The organism is Bradyrhizobium sp. AUGA SZCCT0105 (assembly GCF_018129565.1).
GTDB lineage: Bacteria > Pseudomonadota > Alphaproteobacteria > Rhizobiales > Xanthobacteraceae > Bradyrhizobium.
In genome coordinates this window covers 100,670-117,204 of the sequence record NZ_JAFCMK010000005.1, presented here as the reverse complement: position 1 = coordinate 117,204, position 16,535 = coordinate 100,670, and the positions used below count along the sequence as shown (strand labels likewise).

Here is a 16,535-nt window from a genome sequence, read left to right as displayed (position 1 = left end):
ACGCCGGGAAGGAACAATAACAACGAAACAAAAAGAACGGGAGTGCGAACGACATGAAGTATGAGATCACGCGTCGCGACGCGCTGGCGCTGGGGGCGTCCGCGGCGGCACTGGCGGTCACCGGGGCTTCGGCGCAGGACGCATCGAAAGTGAAGGCTGCCGACGTGGCGGCGCCGTCGCTGCCGATCGAGAAGGGCGCGACCCTGCGCATGTTGCGGCCAGTGCGCTTCGTCCAGGCCGACGAAGACGTGTTCCGCGCCAATGCCAAGCGATTCACCGACAAGACCGGCGTCGAGGTCAAGGTCGACTTCGTCGGCTGGGAAGACATCAATCAGCAAACCGCGGTGACCTCGAACTCCGGCGCCGGTCCCGACATCATCATCGGCTTCGGCGACGCGCCGCATATCTATATCGACAAGCTGATCGAATTGACCGACGTCGCCGACTATCTCGACAAGCGCTACGGCGGGTGGCTGACACTCGCGAAACGCTACGGCATGCGCTCGAAGTCGAAGAGCTGGGTCGGCCTGCCGTTCGGCGCCTCGGGCGGCCCGCTGGTCTACCGCAAGTCGCTGGTCAACGCGGCCGGCTTCGACAAGGTGCCGGAAGACCACGCCGGCATTCTCGAGCTCTGCAAGAAGCTGAAGGCGGCCGGCAAGCCGGCGGGCTTCGCGCTTGGCAACGCCGTCGGCGACGGCAACGGCTTCGCCAACTGGCTGTTGTGGTCGCACAACGCCGCGCTGCTCGATGAGGAAGGCAATATCATCATCAACAGCAAGGAGACCATCGCCGCGCTGAAATATTTGAAGGAACTCTATCCGACCTTCATCGCCGGCACGCCCTCCTGGAACGACGTCTCCAACAACCGCGCCTACTCGTCGCAGGAGATCGGCCTGACCGCCAACGGCGTCTCGCTGTACTTCTCGCTGAAGAACGATCCCGCGACCAAGGCGGTCGCCGACGACACCGAGCATCAGTTCCTGCCGAAGGGACTGGCATCGACCTCGCCGATGTCCGGCCTGACGCTGAATGCGATGGCGTTCAAGCACAGCCCGTATCCCAACGCGGCGAAGGCGTTCCTGCAATTCATGCTGGAGAAGGAGCAGTACGAGCCGTGGCTCAACGCCAACTCCGGCTACTGGTCGCAGCCGCTCGCGGCCTACGCGGACGCTGCGGTGTGGTCGGGCGATCCCAAGGTCGCGATCTTCAAGGACACGATGAAGAGCCCCTATTACAACGGCTACAAGGGGCCGATCTCGACCGCGACCGGTGCCGTCAACGCCGACTATGTGCTGGTGCAGATGTGCGCCTCGGTGGCGACCGACGCGGCAACACCGGAAGCGGCCGCCGCGGAAGCCGAGCAGCGCGCCAAGCGGTACTTCCGGCGGCAGGGCCGGTAACGCCGGTCATTGAACCGTAGATCTGGACCAACCGTCATTGCGAGCGAAGCGAAGCAATCCATAGTTCCACCAGGAGAATGGATTGCTTCGTCGCTTCGCTCCCCGCAATGACGGCAGCGGACGAGCATTCAATGTCTGTAACGACACTACCTACACGGGGACAAGTGCTGCGCCAGCCGGGCTGGCTCGCACGGCTGTTCGACTACAAGCCGTTCCTGATCGTGATGTGCCTTGCACCCGCGGTCGGCCTGCTGCTGGTGTTCCTCACCTATCCGCTCGGCCTCGGCATCTGGCTCGCCTTCACCGACACCACGATTGGCCAGCGCGGCGTCTATATCGGGCTCGAGAACTTCCAGTATCTGCTCAAGGATCCCTTGTGGTGGAACGCGGTGTTCTACTCGATCTTCTACACCGCGGTCGCGACCTTCGGAAAATTCGCGCTCGGCTTCTGGCTGGCGCTGCTGCTCAACAACCATTTCCCGTTCAAGAGCCTGATCCGCGCCATCGTGCTGCTGCCGTGGATCGTGCCGACGGTGCTCTCCGCACTGGCGTTCTGGTGGATCTACGATCCGCAGTTCTCGATCATCTCCTATCTCCTGGTCGACGTGCTGCACCTGCGCGACAGCAATGTCGACTTCCTCGGCTCGCCCTGGCCGGCGCGGTTCTCGCTGATCGCGGCCAATATCTGGCGCGGCATCCCGTTCGTCGCGATCTCGCTGCTGGCCGGGCTGCAGACCATCTCGCCTTCGCTCTACGAGGCGGCGATGCTCGACGGCGCCACCTCCTGGCAGCGCTTCCGCTACATCACCTTCCCGATGATGATGCCGATCCTCGCGATCGTGATGACGTTCTCGATCATCTTCACCTTCACCGATTTCCAGCTCGTCTACGCCATCACCCGCGGCGGCCCGGTCAATTCGACCCATTTGCTCGCGACGCTGGCGTTCCAGCGCGGCATCGCCGGCGGCGAGCTCGGCGAGGGTGCCGCGATCGCGGTCTCGATGATCCCGTTCCTCGTATTCGCGACGTTGTTCAGCTACTTCGGCCTCGCCCGCCGCAAATGGCAGCAGGGAGAAGCCAATGACTGACGTTGCAGGCCAATCCTCCAACGTCGCCAGCGCCACACCCGACACGATGGCGTGGGATTCCCGCGCCCGGCGCGTGGTGATGATCTATCTGCCGCTCGCCTGCTTCATCCTGATCCTGCTGTTCCCGTTCTACTGGATGGCGATCACCTCGTTCAAACCGAACGCGGAGCTCCTGAACTACAAGGAGCACAATCCGTTCTGGATCACCTCGCCGACGCTCGCGCATGTCAAGCATCTGTTGTTCGACACCTCGTATCCGCGCTGGCTGAAGACCACCATGCTGGTGGCGATCGGCTCGACCTTCCTGTCGCTGTTCGCCTCGACGCTCGCGGCCTACGCGATCGAGCGGCTGCGCTTCCGCGGCAGCCCCTATGTCGGGCTCGGCATCTACCTCGCCTATCTGGTGCCGCCGTCGATCCTGTTCATTCCGCTCGCCACCGTGATCGTGCAGTTCGGCCTGTTCGATTCACCGTTGGCGCTGATCCTGGTCTATCCGACCTTCCTGGTGCCGTTCTGCACCTGGCTGCTGATCGGCTATTTCAAGTCGATCCCCTACGAGCTCGAGGAATGCGCGCTGGTCGACGGCGCGACGCGGCTGCAGATCCTGTGGCGGATCACGCTGCCGCTCGCGGTACCCGGCCTGATCTCGGCCGGCATCTTCTCCTTCACGCTATCCTGGAACGAGTTCATCTACGCGCTCGCCTTCATCCAGAGCGGCGCCAACAAGACCGTGCCGGTCGCGATCCTGACCGAGCTCATCACCGGCGACGTCTACCAGTGGGGCGCGCTGATGGCCGGCTCCCTGCTCGGCTCGCTGCCGGTCGCGCTGTTCTATTCGCTGTTCGTCGACTACTACGTGTCGTCGCTGACGGGCGCGGTGAAGGAGTAGCGGGGCTCCCCGCGTATTGAAGCGAACTCAATCTATCTCCGTCACCCTGAGGAGCGCGTAGCGCGTCTCGAAGGGTCGACGGCTACTAGCGGGGCCGTGCATCCTTCGAGGCTCGCTCCGCTCGCACCTCAGGATGACGGGGATAGGGCGCGCCTCGCTGCAATGTCGGACGCTACCGCGGCACGAACGCGACCGGCACGCTGAAGCCCATCGAGCCTTCCGTGACCTCGGGCGGAAACGCAGGAAACGGCTGGGCCCGGCGTACCATCGCCAGCGCGCGCGCGTCGAAGGTCGGATTGCCGGAGGAGCCGCCGAGATGGCTCGACAGCACCTGCCCGCCGCGGCCGAGCGTGAACACCAGGCGGACCACACCACGCTGGCCGTTGCCGCCGGCCGGATAGGAGTGGAAGCGTAAGAGATGCGCGCGAACGCGTGAATTGTAGGCCGTGACCGCCGACGCGGCTGCGCCGGCGCTGATCGCGGATGCCGCGGGCGCCTGACGCTCGGCGCGGCTCGGCGCGCTGGTGCGCGGTGCCGGCGTCGCCTCGGACGGCTTCTTGGCCTCCCGGCGGACCACCTTCGGCTTGATGGGTTCGGGCTTCCGCTCCGGAACGACCTTCGTGGGCTCGGGCTTCGGTGGCGTGGCCTGCTGCTTCTGCTCCGGCGGCGCCGTCACCTCGGGCTTCTCCTGCAGCGGCGTCGGCGCGATCTCCTGCTGCACGGCCTGCGCGGCGGCAGGCTCCGGCGGCGAGGCGTCAGCCTCCTGCATCGCCGGACCCGGCGGCAGTTCGGTCTCCGAAATCGCCGGCGAGGATGTGATCGGCGTCAGGTCGACCAGCACCGCCGGCACGGCAACGCCCGGCGGCGGCGCCGAGACCCAGGTGATGCCGAGCGCAATCAGCACCACATGCGCTGCCAGGATCGCGGCCGCCGACAGGCCCCACCGCCTCAACCTGATATCGTCGCCCGCATCATGAAGCGCATACGCGTTCATCGGAATCAGCTGCGTCCGTCGAGGCCGACCAGCGCGATCTTGAGATAGCCGGCATTGCGCAACAGGTTCATCACCTCCATCAGGTCGCCATAGCTGACGGCCTTGTCGGCGCGCAGGAAGATGCGCTCGTCCTTCTTGCCCTGCGTCGCGCCATCAAGGGTCGCGGTCAGGGCGTCGCGCGCGACCACATCCTCGCCGACCGCGACCGAGAGGTCGGGCTTCACCGCGACGAACACCGGCTTGTCCGGCCGCGGCTGCGGCTCGGCGGTCGAGGCCGGCAGGTCGACGCCGAGATCGACGGTCGCCAGCGGCGCCGCCACCATGAAGATGATCAGCAGCACCAGCATGACGTCGATGAACGGCGTGACGTTGATCGCATGCGCCTCGATCAAGTCGTCGTCGCCGCGACGCCGGCCGCCGAACGCACCGCCAGAGCCAAGCTTCGCGCCCATCCCCTACTCCGCGGCGCGCGCCAGCCGGAACAGGCTGCGATCGCCCTCGCGGCTGACCAGCAGCATCACCATGACCGAGGCGTCGCCGAGCAGCGCGCGGTAGGCCGCGATCGAACGCGTCAGGTGATTGTAGATCACGACCGCCGGAATCGCGGCCACCAGACCGAGCGCGGTCGCAAGCAGCGCCTCCGCGATTCCAGGCGCGACCACCGCGAGATTGGTGGTGTGGGCCTCGGAGATGCCGATGAAGGCATTCATGATGCCCCACACCGTACCGAACAGGCCGACGAACGGCGCGGTGGCGCCGATGGTGGCGAGCACGCCGGTGCCGCGCGCGATCTGCCGCGACATCGCCGCCTCCACGCGCTCCAGCCGCAGCGCGATGCGCTCTTTGAAGCCGTCGTCGAACATGCCGCCGGAGAGCGCAGCTTCGCGCGACGCCGACTGCACGATCTGCGCCACCGCATCGCTGCCGTCGCGGCTGGCCTGCTCGACCTCGGCAAGCTGCGTGTCGCGCTCGAGCAGCCCGATCCGTTGCCGCGCAAGCGTCGTCTTGCGGCGGATCTCGACGGTCTTGGCGAGCCAGACCGTCCAGGTCACGAGCGAGGCGAAGGCCAGGCCGATCATCACCGCCTTCACGACGATGTCGGCGCTCTCGAACATGCCCCAGGGCGAGAGATTGCGCGGCAGCAGCGCGGCGTCGGTGGCGGCAAGGCACGCGCCCGGCAGCATTCCGAACATGGCGCACGCCAACAACGCGATGCGTCGCCCAAGCCTGCGATGCGACATGGTCGCCTCCCGTCCTTCGTCGGTCTCAGCTCGCTCTCGGTGCGATGCGGTCCGCCAGCGCGTGGAAGCGCGCCAGCTGATCGCCGCGCAACGCGCGCGTCTCGTCGCGGCCGACGAACACCTTGAACATGATGCCGCCATCGAGATTGATGAAGGCGATGAAGGCCGACACCTTGCCCATGAAGGGCCGCTCGACGAACGCGATCGCCGCGCAACGCTCGTGCCTGAGGTGACCGTGCAGGCCCTTCGGCTGCATCAGGTTGAAATAGCCGCGGCCCACCTCGCCTTTCGGAATGCCGCCGGTGAACTCGAAAATCGCATCATCGGTGTGCACGATCAGCGTCACCTCGCCCCATTCCGCGATGTCCTGCATCGCGGCGGCGAACTCGGCGGCCCCGATCCGCACCATGCTGTCGGGCAGCGCCTCCAGCACCGCGCGCGGCGTCACCTTGCGCTCGCGCGCGACGTCCTCGATCACTGCGCCGGGATTGTCGGCCATATAGGCCTTCAGCCCGGCAAGCTCCGCGTTCTGCACGGCCGCCTCCGTCACGCCGGGCTCTTGGCGCGCTCGGTGATCAGCACCTCAAAACCTTCGAATTTGGGATGACCGAGATAGAGGCTGCCGCCGGTCTCGTTGCCGGCGCGGGAATGGGCACGCCGGAACGCATCGGACTTGGTCCAGTCCTCGAACGCCACCTTGCTGGCCCACACCGTATGGGTCGCATAGAGCGTGTGGTCCTCGGCCTCGGGGCCCTTCACGAGGTGAAACTCGATGAATCCGGGCAGATCGCCGAGATAGGATTCGCGGGTCTTCCAGACCGTCTCGAACGCCTGTTCCTTGCCCTTGATCACCTGAAACCGGTTCATTGCGATGAACATGAAAGCCTTCTCCTGTTTGGCGGCGGATGCACGGGATCCTGCCGATTGATCTCGTTGATAACATGAATACGCCAAGGCCGCGCTGGGGGCACCAGCGCGGCCGGAGCAACCTGGATGGAATGATCGGCTCGTCGCGTTACGCTCCACCTAGGTGAATCCTGAGCCCGGCCTTGTAGACGGTGCCCGGACCGGGGCTCGAGAACAGCACGTCGTTCTGCGTCGTGCCGTCGCTCGAGGAGCCCGGGATCGCGTAGGGCCGGTAGTACTGGTTCAAGAGATTGTCGACCGACGCCGTGAAGGTGATGTCCTTGGTGGCGTTCCAGGTCAGATAGAGGTTGACCAGCTCGTAGCCGGTCGACGGCAGATAGCCCGCCGGCAAATCGTCGTTGGCGCCGAACGAGGACCATTGCGCGGCAATGATCAGCGTGCGGTCGAGCAGGCGCACGCCGCCAGTCGTCGTCACCTTGCGCGGCGTGATGGTGGCGAGCCCGACATTGGTCCCGGTGTTCCGGCCGCGCATCAGATGGCCGGCGACCCCCACGAACCAGTCGCCCGCATCATACATCGTCTCGAGCTCAAAACCCTCGATGCGGGCGTGCGCGATGTTCTGGTACTGGTAGAACTGGCTGAAGCGTCCGAACGGCGTCGTGGTCGGCGCCGACGCGACAAGGTCGATATAGCCGTCGACGTCATTGCGGAACACGTTGATCTTGCCGCGGAACGAGTCGCTCGCAGTGAAGATGCCGTCATACTTCAAGTTGATGCCGGCTTCCTTGTTCTTGCCGACCTCGGGCCGCAGAGCCGCATTGGGCAGGAAGCAGAACAGGCCGCTGGTGCCGTCGGGGCAGTTGAACAGCGCCGGCCCGCCGCCGGTGGCATGACCGCCCGAGATCAGGGTTTCGGTGATCGACGGCGCGCGATAGCCTTCGGCATAGCTCACATAGGGCGTAAAGCCGGTCACCGGCGTAACGCCGACCGTGATCTTCGGCGACAACCGGTCGCCGCTCGTCGTGGTGTTGATCGAGGTGAGCTCGTAATGATCGTAGCGGACCGCACTGACAAGCTCGAGCCAGGTCGAATAGTTCTGCTTCAACTGCACGAAGCCGCCGGACACCGTGCGCTGGCCGCCGGGCGTCGTGATGTTGGAATTGCCGCGGGAGTCGAAAGTCTCGACATCGTCGCGGAAGGCGTCGAAGCCGTAGGTCACGGCGTTGCGCCAGTCGCCGAAATTGAAGCGCGAGGTGTTGTTGACGTCGAGGCCGACGGTGTCGAGCGAATAGCCGCGCTTGTCGCCGACGCAGCCGGAGATGTTGTTGCCTGGATTGGCGAGCGTGCAGACGCCGCCGCCTGACGTGATGCGGTTGTTGTAGGTCTTAACCTGGTCGTTGTCGGTGCGGTTGCCGTAGACCGAGATGTTCCAGTCGAACAGCATGTCGTCGGGCTTGGAATATCGCCAGCTCAGCGTACCCGTGTAGTTCCTCGCATCGGAAGCGTAGACCGAGGAGCCCGCGATCGCGGCCAGCGGCGCCGCCGTCGTGGTCGGGCCGCGGTTCGGCTGACCGATATTGTACTGATAGTCCTGGAAGACACCGCCGATCTTGAACTCGTGGCCTTCGGCCGGGCGGATCGTCACCTTCATCAGGCCGGCCGCGATGTCGTTGCCGGTGTTGCCGATCTCGGTGCCCGCGCCGTCCTTGTAGTTGCTCTGGGTGCGGTAGACCGCGCCGCCGAACACATCGACATTCGGATCGGCGCGCACGCCGCCGAACACCGAACCCATGCCGCGGTCCTTGTTGCTGCCATAGGACCCCGACATGTCGACGCCCCAGCGTTCGCCGGGACGCACCACGTCGTCGATATCCTTGGTGCGGAACGAGACCACGCCGCCGATCGCGCCGGAGCCGTAGATGTTCGCGGTCGGGCCGCGCACCACGTCGACGCCGCCGATCAATTCGGGATCGAGGAAAAACGAGCCGTTGGCGTTGTGGCCGGTGCGCTGATAGTTCTGCCGCGCGCCGTCGACCACGACAGCGACTCGGCCGAAGTCCTGCAGGCCGCGGATGTTGATCACCGTCGCCGGATCGTCGCCACGCTCCTGGAACGAGACGCCGGGCACGTTATGGAAGATGTCGGACACCCGGTTCGGCTGCAGGCCCTGAATCTTCTCCAGCGTGACGGAGCTGACCGGCGCCAGCGCGTCGATCGCGCGCTCTTCGGTCTTGGAGGCGACCGCCGTGATGGTGTCGAGCGATTGCACCGGCACCGCGCCGATCTGCGCGCGCGCATTCATCGCAGGCGACGCCGCCGCCTGCGGGTTGGCCGCAGGCTTCGGCTTGCGTTGGGCCTGCTTCGGCCGCTCGGTCGCGGGACGCGCAGCCGACGCATCGGCGGTTTGCGCCAACCCACTTGCCGGCAGCGCTGCCGAAAATGAAAACACCGACGCACCCAACATCAAGGCGCGCGAAACCCTAGCCCCGTCAGCCATTCTAGCCCCAGCCCGATCATCGCTTTTCTGGTTTGGCTGGCGTGCGCTCCACCGAGCGGCTTGCTGGCTACGTTGCGATGCAAGCCACAAGCCTGCATCGTGTGATGATTGGTTACGAGCCGGCAACAAAACGGTCAAGAATGCGGCGGCGTTGTTTACATCGATTGTAAAGTGCAGCCGTTGGAATGCGCCTTCGCCCGCTTATACAAGCAAGCATCATTTGAAGATTTCGAAAGCGCAGCACCACGAGCATGTCGGCCACTTCCGGAGACAACATCGGCGCGGCGGGAAAACAGGACGTATCGGCGTCCGACGCGGCCAAAACGCTCATCATGCACGGGAATCGCCTCGACAGCCGCGACCTGTTCGCGACCGAGCGCGAAATCATCATCGTGCATGGCGAAGAGCATTACCGCTTGCGGTTGACCTCGCAGAACAAGTTGATCCTGACCAAGTGACGCCCCCGATGACAATTTGTCGCACGCTCGCTCTGCTCGCGCTCTCCTGTCTGCTGCCGATCGGCGCAGCGATCGCCGAGGGCATCACCGTGCACGACGCACGCGACCGCGACGTCGTGATCGACGATCCCACGCGGATCGTCTCGATCGGCGGCGCGATCACCGAGATCCTCTATGCGCTCGGCTTCGAGGACCGCATCGCCGGCGTCGATGCCACCAGTCTCTACCCACCGTCCGCGCTGCACGAAAAGCCCGACGTCGGCTATATGCGCCAGCTGTCGCCGGAGGGCGTGCTCGGCCTGCACCCGTCGCTGGTGCTTGCGGTGCAGGGCTCCGGGCCGAAGGAGACCATGGACGTGCTGGAGGCGGCCAAGGTGCCGCTGGTGCTGGTGCCGGAGACGTTCTCTGAGGCCGGGCTGGTGGAGAAGATCAGGCTGGTGGGCCACGCCATCGGCGCCGACCCGCGCGCCGCCTGCCTGGCCACAGCGGTGGAAAGCGATCTCGCGCAATTGCGCACGCTGCGGGCCAGGGTCACGAAGCCGGTGCGCGTGATGTTCGTGATGTCGCTCCTGAACGGCCGGGCGATGGCCGCGGGCCACAAGACCGCCGCGGACGAGATCATCCAGCTCGCCGGCGGCGTCAACGCGATCGACGGTTACGACGGCTACAAGCCGGTCAACGACGAGGCCATCGTGGCGGCGAAACCGGACGTCGTGCTGTCGATCGATCGCGGCAAGGACTCGCTGACATCGGAGGCCGTGTTCGCGCATCCGGCCTTCGCACTGACGCCGGTCGGCACCAACAAGGCCTTCATCTCGATGGAGGGGCTTTATTTGCTCGGCTTCGGGCCGCGCACGGCGGCCGCGGCACGCGACCTCTCGGTCAAGCTCTATCCGGCGCTGGCGCCGGAGGCAGCCACCTTCAAGCCGGCGGCGCTGACCGCGAACTGCCGGCAATGAGCGTGCTGGCCGAACGCCCCGCGCGTGCGAAGCGACGGCGCGCCGGCATGTCGTTGCGGCCGGCGGCGACCCTCACGCTGCTCTGCCTGCTTGCCGCGCTCGCAGGGACCGCGCTGGTCGCCCTGACGGTCGGGGCCGCGGGTATCCCAGTGGCACGGCTTCCCGCCGCGCTGGGACTATGGGCCGACAGCGCGGCCAACCCGCTGCTCGCGCGCGACCAGCTCGTGCTGTGGTCGATCCGGATTCCGCGGATTGCGGCGGCTGCGATGGTCGGCGCTCTGCTCGCCGTCTCCGGTGCCATCATGCAGGGCCTGTTCCGCAATCCCCTCGCCGACCCGGCGCTGGTCGGCGTCTCCTCCGGCGGCGCGTTTGCCGCCGCATTGGCGATCGTATTCACCGACAGCCATCTCGGCGAGAGCCTGCGCTTCCTGCAGCATCAGCTGCTGCCGATCGCGGCCTTCGCCGGGTCGCTGATTACGACCATCGTGCTTTATGGCATTGCGAGCCGCGGCGGCCGGACCTCGATCGCGATCTTCCTGCTGGCCGGGCTTGCGATTGCCGCGATCGCCAATGCGGGCATCGGGCTCCTGGTGTTCGTCGCCGACGACCGCCAGCTGCGCGACATCACCTTCTGGATGCTGGGTTCGCTGAGCGGCGCGACCTGGACCAAGCTCACGGCGCTTGCCCCGGTCCTGGCCGCGGCGCTGATCGCCTGCCTCTGGATCGCGCGCGGCCTCGACGTGCTGGTGCTCGGCGAGGCCGAGGCATTCCACAGCGGCGTCGACGTCGAGCGGCTGAAGCGGATCTCGATCGTGCTGGTGTCGGCGATGACCGGGGTCGCGGTTTCGGTTTGCGGTGTGGTCGGTTTCGTCGGCATCGTGGTGCCGCATCTGCTGCGGCTGGTGATCGGGCCCGGGCACCGCCTGCTGCTGCCGGCCTCCGCATTGCTCGGCGCCATCCTGCTGGTCGGCGCCGACACCGTGGCGCGCACCATCGTGGCCCCTGCTGAGATGCCGATCGGCATCCTGACCGCGGCGATCGGCGCGCCGTTCTTCCTCGCCATGCTGCTGCGCCAGCGCTCCCTGGTGTCGCTATGAGCGCGCTGCTGGAGGCGCAATCGGTATCGATGACGGTCGGCGGCGCGGCGCTGGTCGATATGGTCTCGCTGCAGATCGGCGCCGGCGAGATGATCGCGATCGTCGGTCCCAACGGCGCCGGCAAATCGACCCTGCTGCGGATGCTGTCGGGCGATCTCCGTCCGTCGCGCGGAACGATCCGGCTCAGGCAGCGCGACCTCAACGCCTATGGTCCACGCGAGCTGGCGCAGCACCGCGCGATGCTGTCACAGCACGTCAACGTCACCTTCCCGTTCACGGTCGAGGAAATTGTCAGCATGGGCGCCGGCGAGAGCCCGCGCGCGGTGACGCGTGCGCTGGTCACCGCGGCGCTGGACGAGGTCGGACTGGCGCATTTCCGGTTCCGGCAATTGCCGACGCTGTCCGGCGGCGAGCAGCAACGCGCGCATTTCGCCCGCGTGCTGGTGCAGCTCGCCTGCGGCGAGGCGCTGCACGGGCCGGGGCTGTTGCTGCTGGACGAGCCGACTTCGAGCCTCGATCTGCGACATCAGATCGACCTGGTCGAGACCGCAAGGCGGCGCGCCGCGCGCGGCACCGCGGTGATCGCGATCCTGCATGATCTCAACCTCGCGATGCGGTTCGCCGACCGCATCCTGCTGCTGCATCGGGGCCGGCTTGCCGTCGACGGCGACCGCGCCGCAGCGATGCGGGCCGACACGCTGAGGCAGATCTTCGAGATCGACGCCACGATCGACTACACCGGAGGCGGCGTGCCGTTCCTGCTGCCGCAGACGATGCGGCCCGTCTAGACCCTCAACCTCGTCATTGCGAGGAGCGACAGCGACGAAGCAATCCATGTCTGCGCTTGCTGCGCTATGGATTGCTTCGCTTCGCTCGCAATGACGTGACAGATAGTCTCACAACCTTCTCGGGACGAGATTTGTGGCCAGGAGGCGACGTACCGCCGCAAGGCTTATCCCGCCGCAACATCCGCGGTTCACAAAACTGTCAGCGGGCTGTAACAGGCGGCTCGGAGAACACCGCATCGTTTGTCCTTTGGGAGATCAACCATGCGCCTGTCACTGCTCTGTTCCGTCGCCTCGATCCTGCTCACCACGCCGGCGTTCGCGCAGAGCGAGGGCGAATTCCCGGCGACGCTGGCAGGACACGCCGTGATGCCGGCAGAGAGCTTCATCGACGCCCCCGCCGATGCCCCGAACGATTTGAAGACGTCCGGCAAATACACCACCGGCAAGCGCGTCGATGCGATCGGCACCGTGATGGGCAAGTCCTATGAGCGGCCGACCGGCGTGTCGCTGCCGTTCAAGGGCCAGCCGCTGCAAGGCCATTCCGGCATCAAGGCGATGCCGGACGGCTCGTTCTGGGTGATCACCGACAATGGCATGGGCGCGCGCTACAACTCGGCGGACTCGATGCTGTATTTGAACCGCTACAAGATGGACTGGGCGAACGGCAAGATCGAGCGTCAGGAGACCGTGTTCCTGCACGATCCCGACAAGAAGGTGCCGTTCCGCATCGTGCATGAAGACACCGCCAAGCGCTACCTCACCGGCGCCGACTTCGACACCGAGGGCTTCCAGATCATCAACGACATTTTCTGGATCGGCGACGAGTTCGGGCCCTACATCCTCAAGGCCGACAAGACCGGCAAGATCCTCGCCGTGTTCGAGACGGTCGCCGACGGCAAGCCGGTGCGCTCGCCGGATCACTGGGCGGTGCAGTCACCCGGCGCGCCTGGCGCCACCTACACCAACGTCAACCTGCGCCGCTCCAAGGGCTATGAGGGCTTTGCCTCCTCCAAGGACGGCAAGTTCCTCTACGGCCTGCTCGAGGGGCCGCTGTGGGATGCCGACAAGAAGGACTGGGAGAAGGTCGACGGCAAGGAAGCCTCGCGCATCCTCGAATTCGACGTCGCGGCGGAGAAGTTCACCGGTCGCTATTGGCAATATGTGTTCGAGCAGAACGGCAATGCGATCGGCGACTTCAACATGATCGATCCGACCCAGGGCCTCGTGATCGAGCGCGACAATGGCGAAGGCACTGCCGACAAGGCCTGCCCGCAAGGCCAGCGCGGCGAGAACTGCTTCCCTGACCTCGCCAAGTTCAAGCGCGTCTACAAGATCGAGCTGTCGGACGCTAATGTCGGCAAGCCGGTGCGCAAGATCGCCTATATCGACCTGATGAAGATCCGCGATCCGAACAAGAAGGCCCGCAAGCCGCTCAACGACGGTGTCTACACCTTCCCGTTCTTCACCATCGAGAACGTCGATCGGGTCGACGAGACCCACATCATCGTCGGCAACGACAACAATCTGCCGTTCTCCTCGAGCCGCGATCCGAACAAGGCCGATGACGACGAGTTCGTACTGCTCGAAGTCGGCGATTTCCTGAAGGTGAAGTGAGGCGGTTGCTCGCGCTACACACAACAGTGTCGTCGCCCGGCTCGATCGGGCGACCCAGTATTCCAGAGGCGTTCGAACGCAGCGGATAAGCCGCGGCTTACTGGATGCCCCGCTCAAGGCGGGGCATGACAGCGAATATGCGGAAGCAGTTCCGTCATCCTGAGGTGCGAGCGGAGCGAGCCTCGAAGGATGCACGGCCCCGACGATGCCGCGCGGAGCAAGCCGGGCCGTCGCACTTCGAGACGGCCGCTTTGCGGCCTCCTCAGGGTGACGGTGATAGAGCTGCCCCGCCTCACTCGGCGTTAGCTCGCTCCTTCTTCATCCGAATCCCCGAACATGGGATCGCGCTGCACAAGGCGCCAACGGTTGTCTTGCAATTGCCCCTCTACCGAAGCGCTCAATGATGATAACCTAGGCCGATACTTGAATCGCTTCGGGGCAAATGATGCGGGAAAAATCCAGCCTGACCTACATCGAGGCGTTCATCGCCGCGGGCTTCGTTGCGTACCTCGGCTGGGACCAGAGCTGGGGGCTTCCGCCGGGACTGGTCGCTTTGATGCTCGGCGTGATCGTCTACTTTGCTTACCTGGCCTTGATGCGACGGTTGGTGAGATTTCATCAAGACAGCTATGAGGTCGTGGCGACGATTTTGGCCGTTGCGTGGGGCGTGTTGGCTTATCTGGTCACTGGCGCGCTGCAGGCGGGATTCGCCAATCAGATACCCGCCTCGCTGCTAATGCATCTGTGGCCCTGGATCGCGGCGATCGTGGCTTTCACTGGAGCACTCGCCAGCAAAGTGCGCTTCATGGACGATGTTCGCGAATATGTCGTCGGCCGCCGCGCGCGCTGGGACAATCAGCAATGGCTGGAGGAAGACGCGGGCTTCTAGCCCGCGTCCTCCCGCGAAGCGTCACTGCTTCTTCGTCCGATAATTCGCGAACGTCGTGTCGTGCACCTGACGCAGATCAGCCGGCCGGCACCATCACGACGCCCTTGTCCTTGGGCCAGCGCATCCGCCAGGCGAAATTGATGTCACGGACTTCGCCGGCCTTGGCCTCGAACGCCCATTCCAGCACGCCGCGCTTGTCGCGCAGGTTGGTGGTGGTCGCCGGTGTCGACGACGGCAGCATCTCGACCACGATATCGTCGTTCTCGCTGACCGGGAGCTGATCCTGGATCGCGACCTTGATCGGGAAGTCGTGGCCGTTGCGCACCGTGGTCTTGAACGCGCGTTCGTCGGTCTTAGACGTCGTCACGATCAGGCCGGCGGAGCCTTCATTGCGCTTCACCACCGTGCGCTCGATCTTGACCTTGTCGTCGGCGCCGAAGCCGAGCCGCACGGTCTCGTCCTTGGCGGCGGTGGCCATCCGGCTGCGGCCGACAAAGATGCCGTCGCGATAGATCGAGACCTGCCCCGGCAGCAGCGGCGCCTCGTCGGCCTGCACGAAGCTCGCCTCCAGGAACGCGGTCGGATCGATCACCGGAACGGCGCGCACCGCGAGATCAGGGGTGATCGTCGCCGTCGAGATACGCAGGCTCTTGGCGCCCTCGTTGGCGGCGACGCTGACGCGGCCGGGAATCTTGAATGTGGCCTGAAACGCGCTGACCTCGGCGACGGCGTCGCGCTCCTCGGCCTGCTTGAGCAGATGCTGCTGCTCCATCGGCGGCGCAGCCGGTGCGGGCATCAGCGCCGGGGGTTGTTGCACGCTGTCGAATGCTCTGCCGGCGGCCAGCGGTCGCGGCGGCAGCGGATATCGCACGATCAGCGAATTGAGGTCGGGCGCGTTACCGCCGCGGGCGACACGCACGGTGGAGACGGCGAGCGCGACGTTCGACCAATCCTCGCCGGTCGACTGGGTGATCTCGGCGCGGCGCACCAGTTCGATCGCCGGCTTTCGATCCTTGGCGCCGGTGTCGAGACGGGCGTCGTAGAGCGGCATCCAGCGGGCGCTGCGCACCGCATAGGTCACCCGCAAAGTCGCGCGGGTCGCGGCCGCGGAGGCCAGCTCGATCCGCACCTCGAGCTTGCTCGGCGGCTTGGCGGCGCGATCGGCCTCGAGGCGCGCGATCTCGCGATCGATGTCGCGTTGCTTGCGCACGGCGTCGCGGATCGCGGTGTCGGCGGTCGCGACTTCGTCCCCGACCGCCGAGAACGCGGCGCGCCACTCGCTGACCGGACGCGCCTCGCCCTTCTCACCGATGCCGACCGGCGAGGCCTCCGCGAAATGCTCGGCGAATTTGCGCCGCGCCTCGGCCGAGGTGATGATCCCCTGGAGATCCTCGCGCTGATCCCGCAGCGCCTCGATCCGCTTGTCGATCTCGGGCAGGTTCGCCGGCTCCACCGGGCGCGGCGGCCGCGCGTCGATGGCGCCGATCGTCAGCCGGCCGCCCGCCTCGCCTTCGACCCGCAGCGAAGACGGATCGAGCCCCATCGGGAAATCCTTCGCGACCAGCATGTTGTCGCCGGCGGGCAGATCCAGCGTGATGACGCGGGTGACGCTCGCGCCATCGGGATAGACGGTGACGGCGTCGACCTGCGACGCCGCGTCGAGATTGGCCGCGTGGAGCGGCCCCGCAACCAGCGCACCCGCCAGCACCAGGCTGGTGGTCACAAGACAATTCGTAATCTTTCGCATCAGATCC

At 65.7% G+C, this 16,535-nt stretch carries 17 protein-coding genes; 9 read left to right on the top strand and 8 right to left on the bottom strand.

Annotated elements, in window-relative coordinates; all coding sequences use genetic code 11:
* The first annotated feature begins 53 nt into the window (after window positions 1-53).
* The 3 genes from JQ573_RS23580 to JQ573_RS23570 all read left to right on the top strand — a co-directional run bounded on the left by JQ573_RS23580 (window position 54) and on the right by JQ573_RS23570 (window position 3,377).
* Window positions 54-1,400, top strand: a complete 1,347-nt coding sequence (locus JQ573_RS23580) for an ABC transporter substrate-binding protein (RefSeq protein WP_212316158.1) — start codon at window positions 54-56, stop codon at window positions 1,398-1,400.
* A 131-nt stretch (window positions 1,401-1,531) separates the two neighbouring features.
* Window positions 1,532-2,488 (top strand): carbohydrate ABC transporter permease, encoded by a 957-nt coding sequence (locus tag JQ573_RS23575; RefSeq protein WP_212316160.1) that lies wholly within the window; start codon window positions 1,532-1,534, stop codon window positions 2,486-2,488.
* A 46-nt stretch (window positions 2,489-2,534) separates the two neighbouring features.
* Window positions 2,535-3,377 (top strand): carbohydrate ABC transporter permease, encoded by an 843-nt coding sequence (locus JQ573_RS23570; RefSeq protein WP_375789772.1) that lies wholly within the window; start codon window positions 2,535-2,537, stop codon window positions 3,375-3,377.
* 172 nt (window positions 3,378-3,549) lie between these two features.
* Here JQ573_RS23570 and JQ573_RS23565 read toward each other — a convergent pair whose 3' ends face one another.
* From JQ573_RS23565 to JQ573_RS23535, 7 genes are all read right to left on the bottom strand, one after another.
* On the bottom strand, window positions 3,550-4,371 hold the full coding sequence (locus tag JQ573_RS23565; protein WP_212316164.1) for an energy transducer TonB: 822 nt from the start codon (window positions 4,369-4,371) through the stop codon (window positions 3,550-3,552).
* A 5-nt stretch (window positions 4,372-4,376) separates the two neighbouring features.
* Complete coding sequence (gene exbD, locus JQ573_RS23560) at window positions 4,377-4,823, bottom strand: TonB system transport protein ExbD (RefSeq protein ID WP_212316166.1); 447 nt, start codon at window positions 4,821-4,823, stop codon at window positions 4,377-4,379.
* Between the two features lie 3 nt (window positions 4,824-4,826).
* Entirely contained in the window at window positions 4,827-5,612 is a 786-nt protein-coding gene (gene exbB / locus JQ573_RS23555) for a tonB-system energizer ExbB (protein ID WP_409334716.1), read from the bottom strand.
* A gap of 25 nt (window positions 5,613-5,637) precedes the next feature.
* Window positions 5,638-6,111 (bottom strand): heme utilization cystosolic carrier protein HutX, encoded by a 474-nt coding sequence (hutX, locus tag JQ573_RS23550; protein ID WP_249132289.1) that lies wholly within the window; start codon window positions 6,109-6,111, stop codon window positions 5,638-5,640.
* Window positions 6,112-6,158: 47 nt separating this feature from the next.
* Window positions 6,159-6,491, bottom strand: a complete 333-nt coding sequence (locus tag JQ573_RS23545; RefSeq protein WP_212316168.1) for an antibiotic biosynthesis monooxygenase — start codon at window positions 6,489-6,491, stop codon at window positions 6,159-6,161.
* A 136-nt stretch (window positions 6,492-6,627) separates the two neighbouring features.
* Complete coding sequence (locus JQ573_RS23540) at window positions 6,628-8,976, bottom strand: TonB-dependent hemoglobin/transferrin/lactoferrin family receptor (protein ID WP_212316170.1); 2,349 nt, start codon at window positions 8,974-8,976, stop codon at window positions 6,628-6,630.
* A 112-nt stretch (window positions 8,977-9,088) separates the two neighbouring features.
* Window positions 9,089-9,310 carry a hypothetical protein gene (locus JQ573_RS23535; RefSeq protein WP_212316172.1) on the bottom strand — a complete coding sequence of 74 codons (222 nt, stop codon included), beginning with the start codon at window positions 9,308-9,310 and terminating at the stop codon, window positions 9,089-9,091.
* Between JQ573_RS23535 and hemP the strand changes: the two genes are divergently transcribed.
* From hemP to JQ573_RS23505, 6 genes are all read left to right on the top strand, one after another.
* Complete coding sequence (gene hemP / locus JQ573_RS40285; RefSeq protein ID WP_249132206.1) at window positions 9,228-9,434, top strand: hemin uptake protein HemP; 207 nt, start codon at window positions 9,228-9,230, stop codon at window positions 9,432-9,434. The two genes, JQ573_RS23535 and hemP, sit on opposite strands and share 83 nt — an antisense overlap.
* A gap of 8 nt (window positions 9,435-9,442) precedes the next feature.
* The gene (locus JQ573_RS23525) at window positions 9,443-10,393 is read left to right on the top strand and encodes a hemin ABC transporter substrate-binding protein (protein ID WP_212316176.1); all 951 of its coding nucleotides are present in this window, start codon (window positions 9,443-9,445) and stop codon (window positions 10,391-10,393) included.
* Window positions 10,390-11,490 carry an iron ABC transporter permease gene (locus JQ573_RS23520; protein WP_212316178.1) on the top strand — a complete coding sequence of 367 codons (1,101 nt, stop codon included), beginning with the start codon at window positions 10,390-10,392 and terminating at the stop codon, window positions 11,488-11,490. The genes JQ573_RS23525 and JQ573_RS23520 overlap by 4 nt, the downstream gene beginning before the upstream one ends.
* Window positions 11,487-12,278, top strand: coding sequence for a heme ABC transporter ATP-binding protein (locus JQ573_RS23515; protein ID WP_212316180.1), 792 nt, complete (start codon window positions 11,487-11,489; stop codon window positions 12,276-12,278). Before JQ573_RS23520 ends, JQ573_RS23515 begins: the two co-directional genes overlap by 4 nt.
* Window positions 12,279-12,539: 261 nt before the next feature.
* Window positions 12,540-13,892 (top strand): esterase-like activity of phytase family protein, encoded by a 1,353-nt coding sequence (locus JQ573_RS23510; protein ID WP_212316182.1) that lies wholly within the window; start codon window positions 12,540-12,542, stop codon window positions 13,890-13,892.
* Window positions 13,893-14,337: 445 nt separating this feature from the next.
* On the top strand, window positions 14,338-14,781 hold the full coding sequence (locus JQ573_RS23505) for a hypothetical protein (protein WP_212316184.1): 444 nt from the start codon (window positions 14,338-14,340) through the stop codon (window positions 14,779-14,781).
* A 76-nt stretch (window positions 14,782-14,857) separates the two neighbouring features.
* Here the strand turns inward: JQ573_RS23505 and JQ573_RS23500 are convergent, their stop codons facing one another.
* Window positions 14,858-16,528, bottom strand: coding sequence for a mucoidy inhibitor MuiA family protein (locus JQ573_RS23500; protein ID WP_212316186.1), 1,671 nt, complete (start codon window positions 16,526-16,528; stop codon window positions 14,858-14,860).
* Window positions 16,529-16,535: the final 7 nt, after the last annotated feature.

What these genes read in the sequence shown, in the direction of transcription:
- JQ573_RS23580 (WP_212316158.1), top strand. Translation starts at nt 54, where the DNA reads ATGAAGTATGAGATCACGCGTCGCGACGCGCTGGCGCTGGGGGCGTCC.
- JQ573_RS23575 (WP_212316160.1), top strand. Translation starts at nt 1,532, where the DNA reads ATGTCTGTAACGACACTACCTACACGGGGACAAGTGCTGCGCCAGCCG.
- JQ573_RS23570 (WP_375789772.1), top strand. Translation starts at nt 2,535, where the DNA reads ATGGCGTGGGATTCCCGCGCCCGGCGCGTGGTGATGATCTATCTGCCG.
- JQ573_RS23565 (WP_212316164.1), bottom strand. Translation starts at nt 4,371, where the DNA reads ATGAACGCGTATGCGCTTCATGATGCGGGCGACGATATCAGGTTGAGG.
- exbD (WP_212316166.1), bottom strand. Translation starts at nt 4,823, where the DNA reads ATGGGCGCGAAGCTTGGCTCTGGCGGTGCGTTCGGCGGCCGGCGTCGC.
- exbB (WP_409334716.1), bottom strand. Translation starts at nt 5,612, where the DNA reads ATGTCGCATCGCAGGCTTGGGCGACGCATCGCGTTGTTGGCGTGCGCC.
- hutX (WP_249132289.1), bottom strand. Translation starts at nt 6,111, where the DNA reads ATGGCCGACAATCCCGGCGCAGTGATCGAGGACGTCGCGCGCGAGCGC.
- JQ573_RS23545 (WP_212316168.1), bottom strand. Translation starts at nt 6,491, where the DNA reads ATGTTCATCGCAATGAACCGGTTTCAGGTGATCAAGGGCAAGGAACAG.
- JQ573_RS23540 (WP_212316170.1), bottom strand. Translation starts at nt 8,976, where the DNA reads ATGGCTGACGGGGCTAGGGTTTCGCGCGCCTTGATGTTGGGTGCGTCG.
- hemP (WP_249132206.1), top strand. Translation starts at nt 9,228, where the DNA reads ATGTCGGCCACTTCCGGAGACAACATCGGCGCGGCGGGAAAACAGGAC.
- JQ573_RS23535 (WP_212316172.1), bottom strand. Translation starts at nt 9,310, where the DNA reads ATGATGAGCGTTTTGGCCGCGTCGGACGCCGATACGTCCTGTTTTCCC.
- JQ573_RS23525 (WP_212316176.1), top strand. Translation starts at nt 9,443, where the DNA reads ATGACAATTTGTCGCACGCTCGCTCTGCTCGCGCTCTCCTGTCTGCTG.
- JQ573_RS23520 (WP_212316178.1), top strand. Translation starts at nt 10,390, where the DNA reads ATGAGCGTGCTGGCCGAACGCCCCGCGCGTGCGAAGCGACGGCGCGCC.
- JQ573_RS23515 (WP_212316180.1), top strand. Translation starts at nt 11,487, where the DNA reads ATGAGCGCGCTGCTGGAGGCGCAATCGGTATCGATGACGGTCGGCGGC.
- JQ573_RS23510 (WP_212316182.1), top strand. Translation starts at nt 12,540, where the DNA reads ATGCGCCTGTCACTGCTCTGTTCCGTCGCCTCGATCCTGCTCACCACG.
- JQ573_RS23505 (WP_212316184.1), top strand. Translation starts at nt 14,338, where the DNA reads ATGCGGGAAAAATCCAGCCTGACCTACATCGAGGCGTTCATCGCCGCG.
- JQ573_RS23500 (WP_212316186.1), bottom strand. Translation starts at nt 16,528, where the DNA reads ATGCGAAAGATTACGAATTGTCTTGTGACCACCAGCCTGGTGCTGGCG.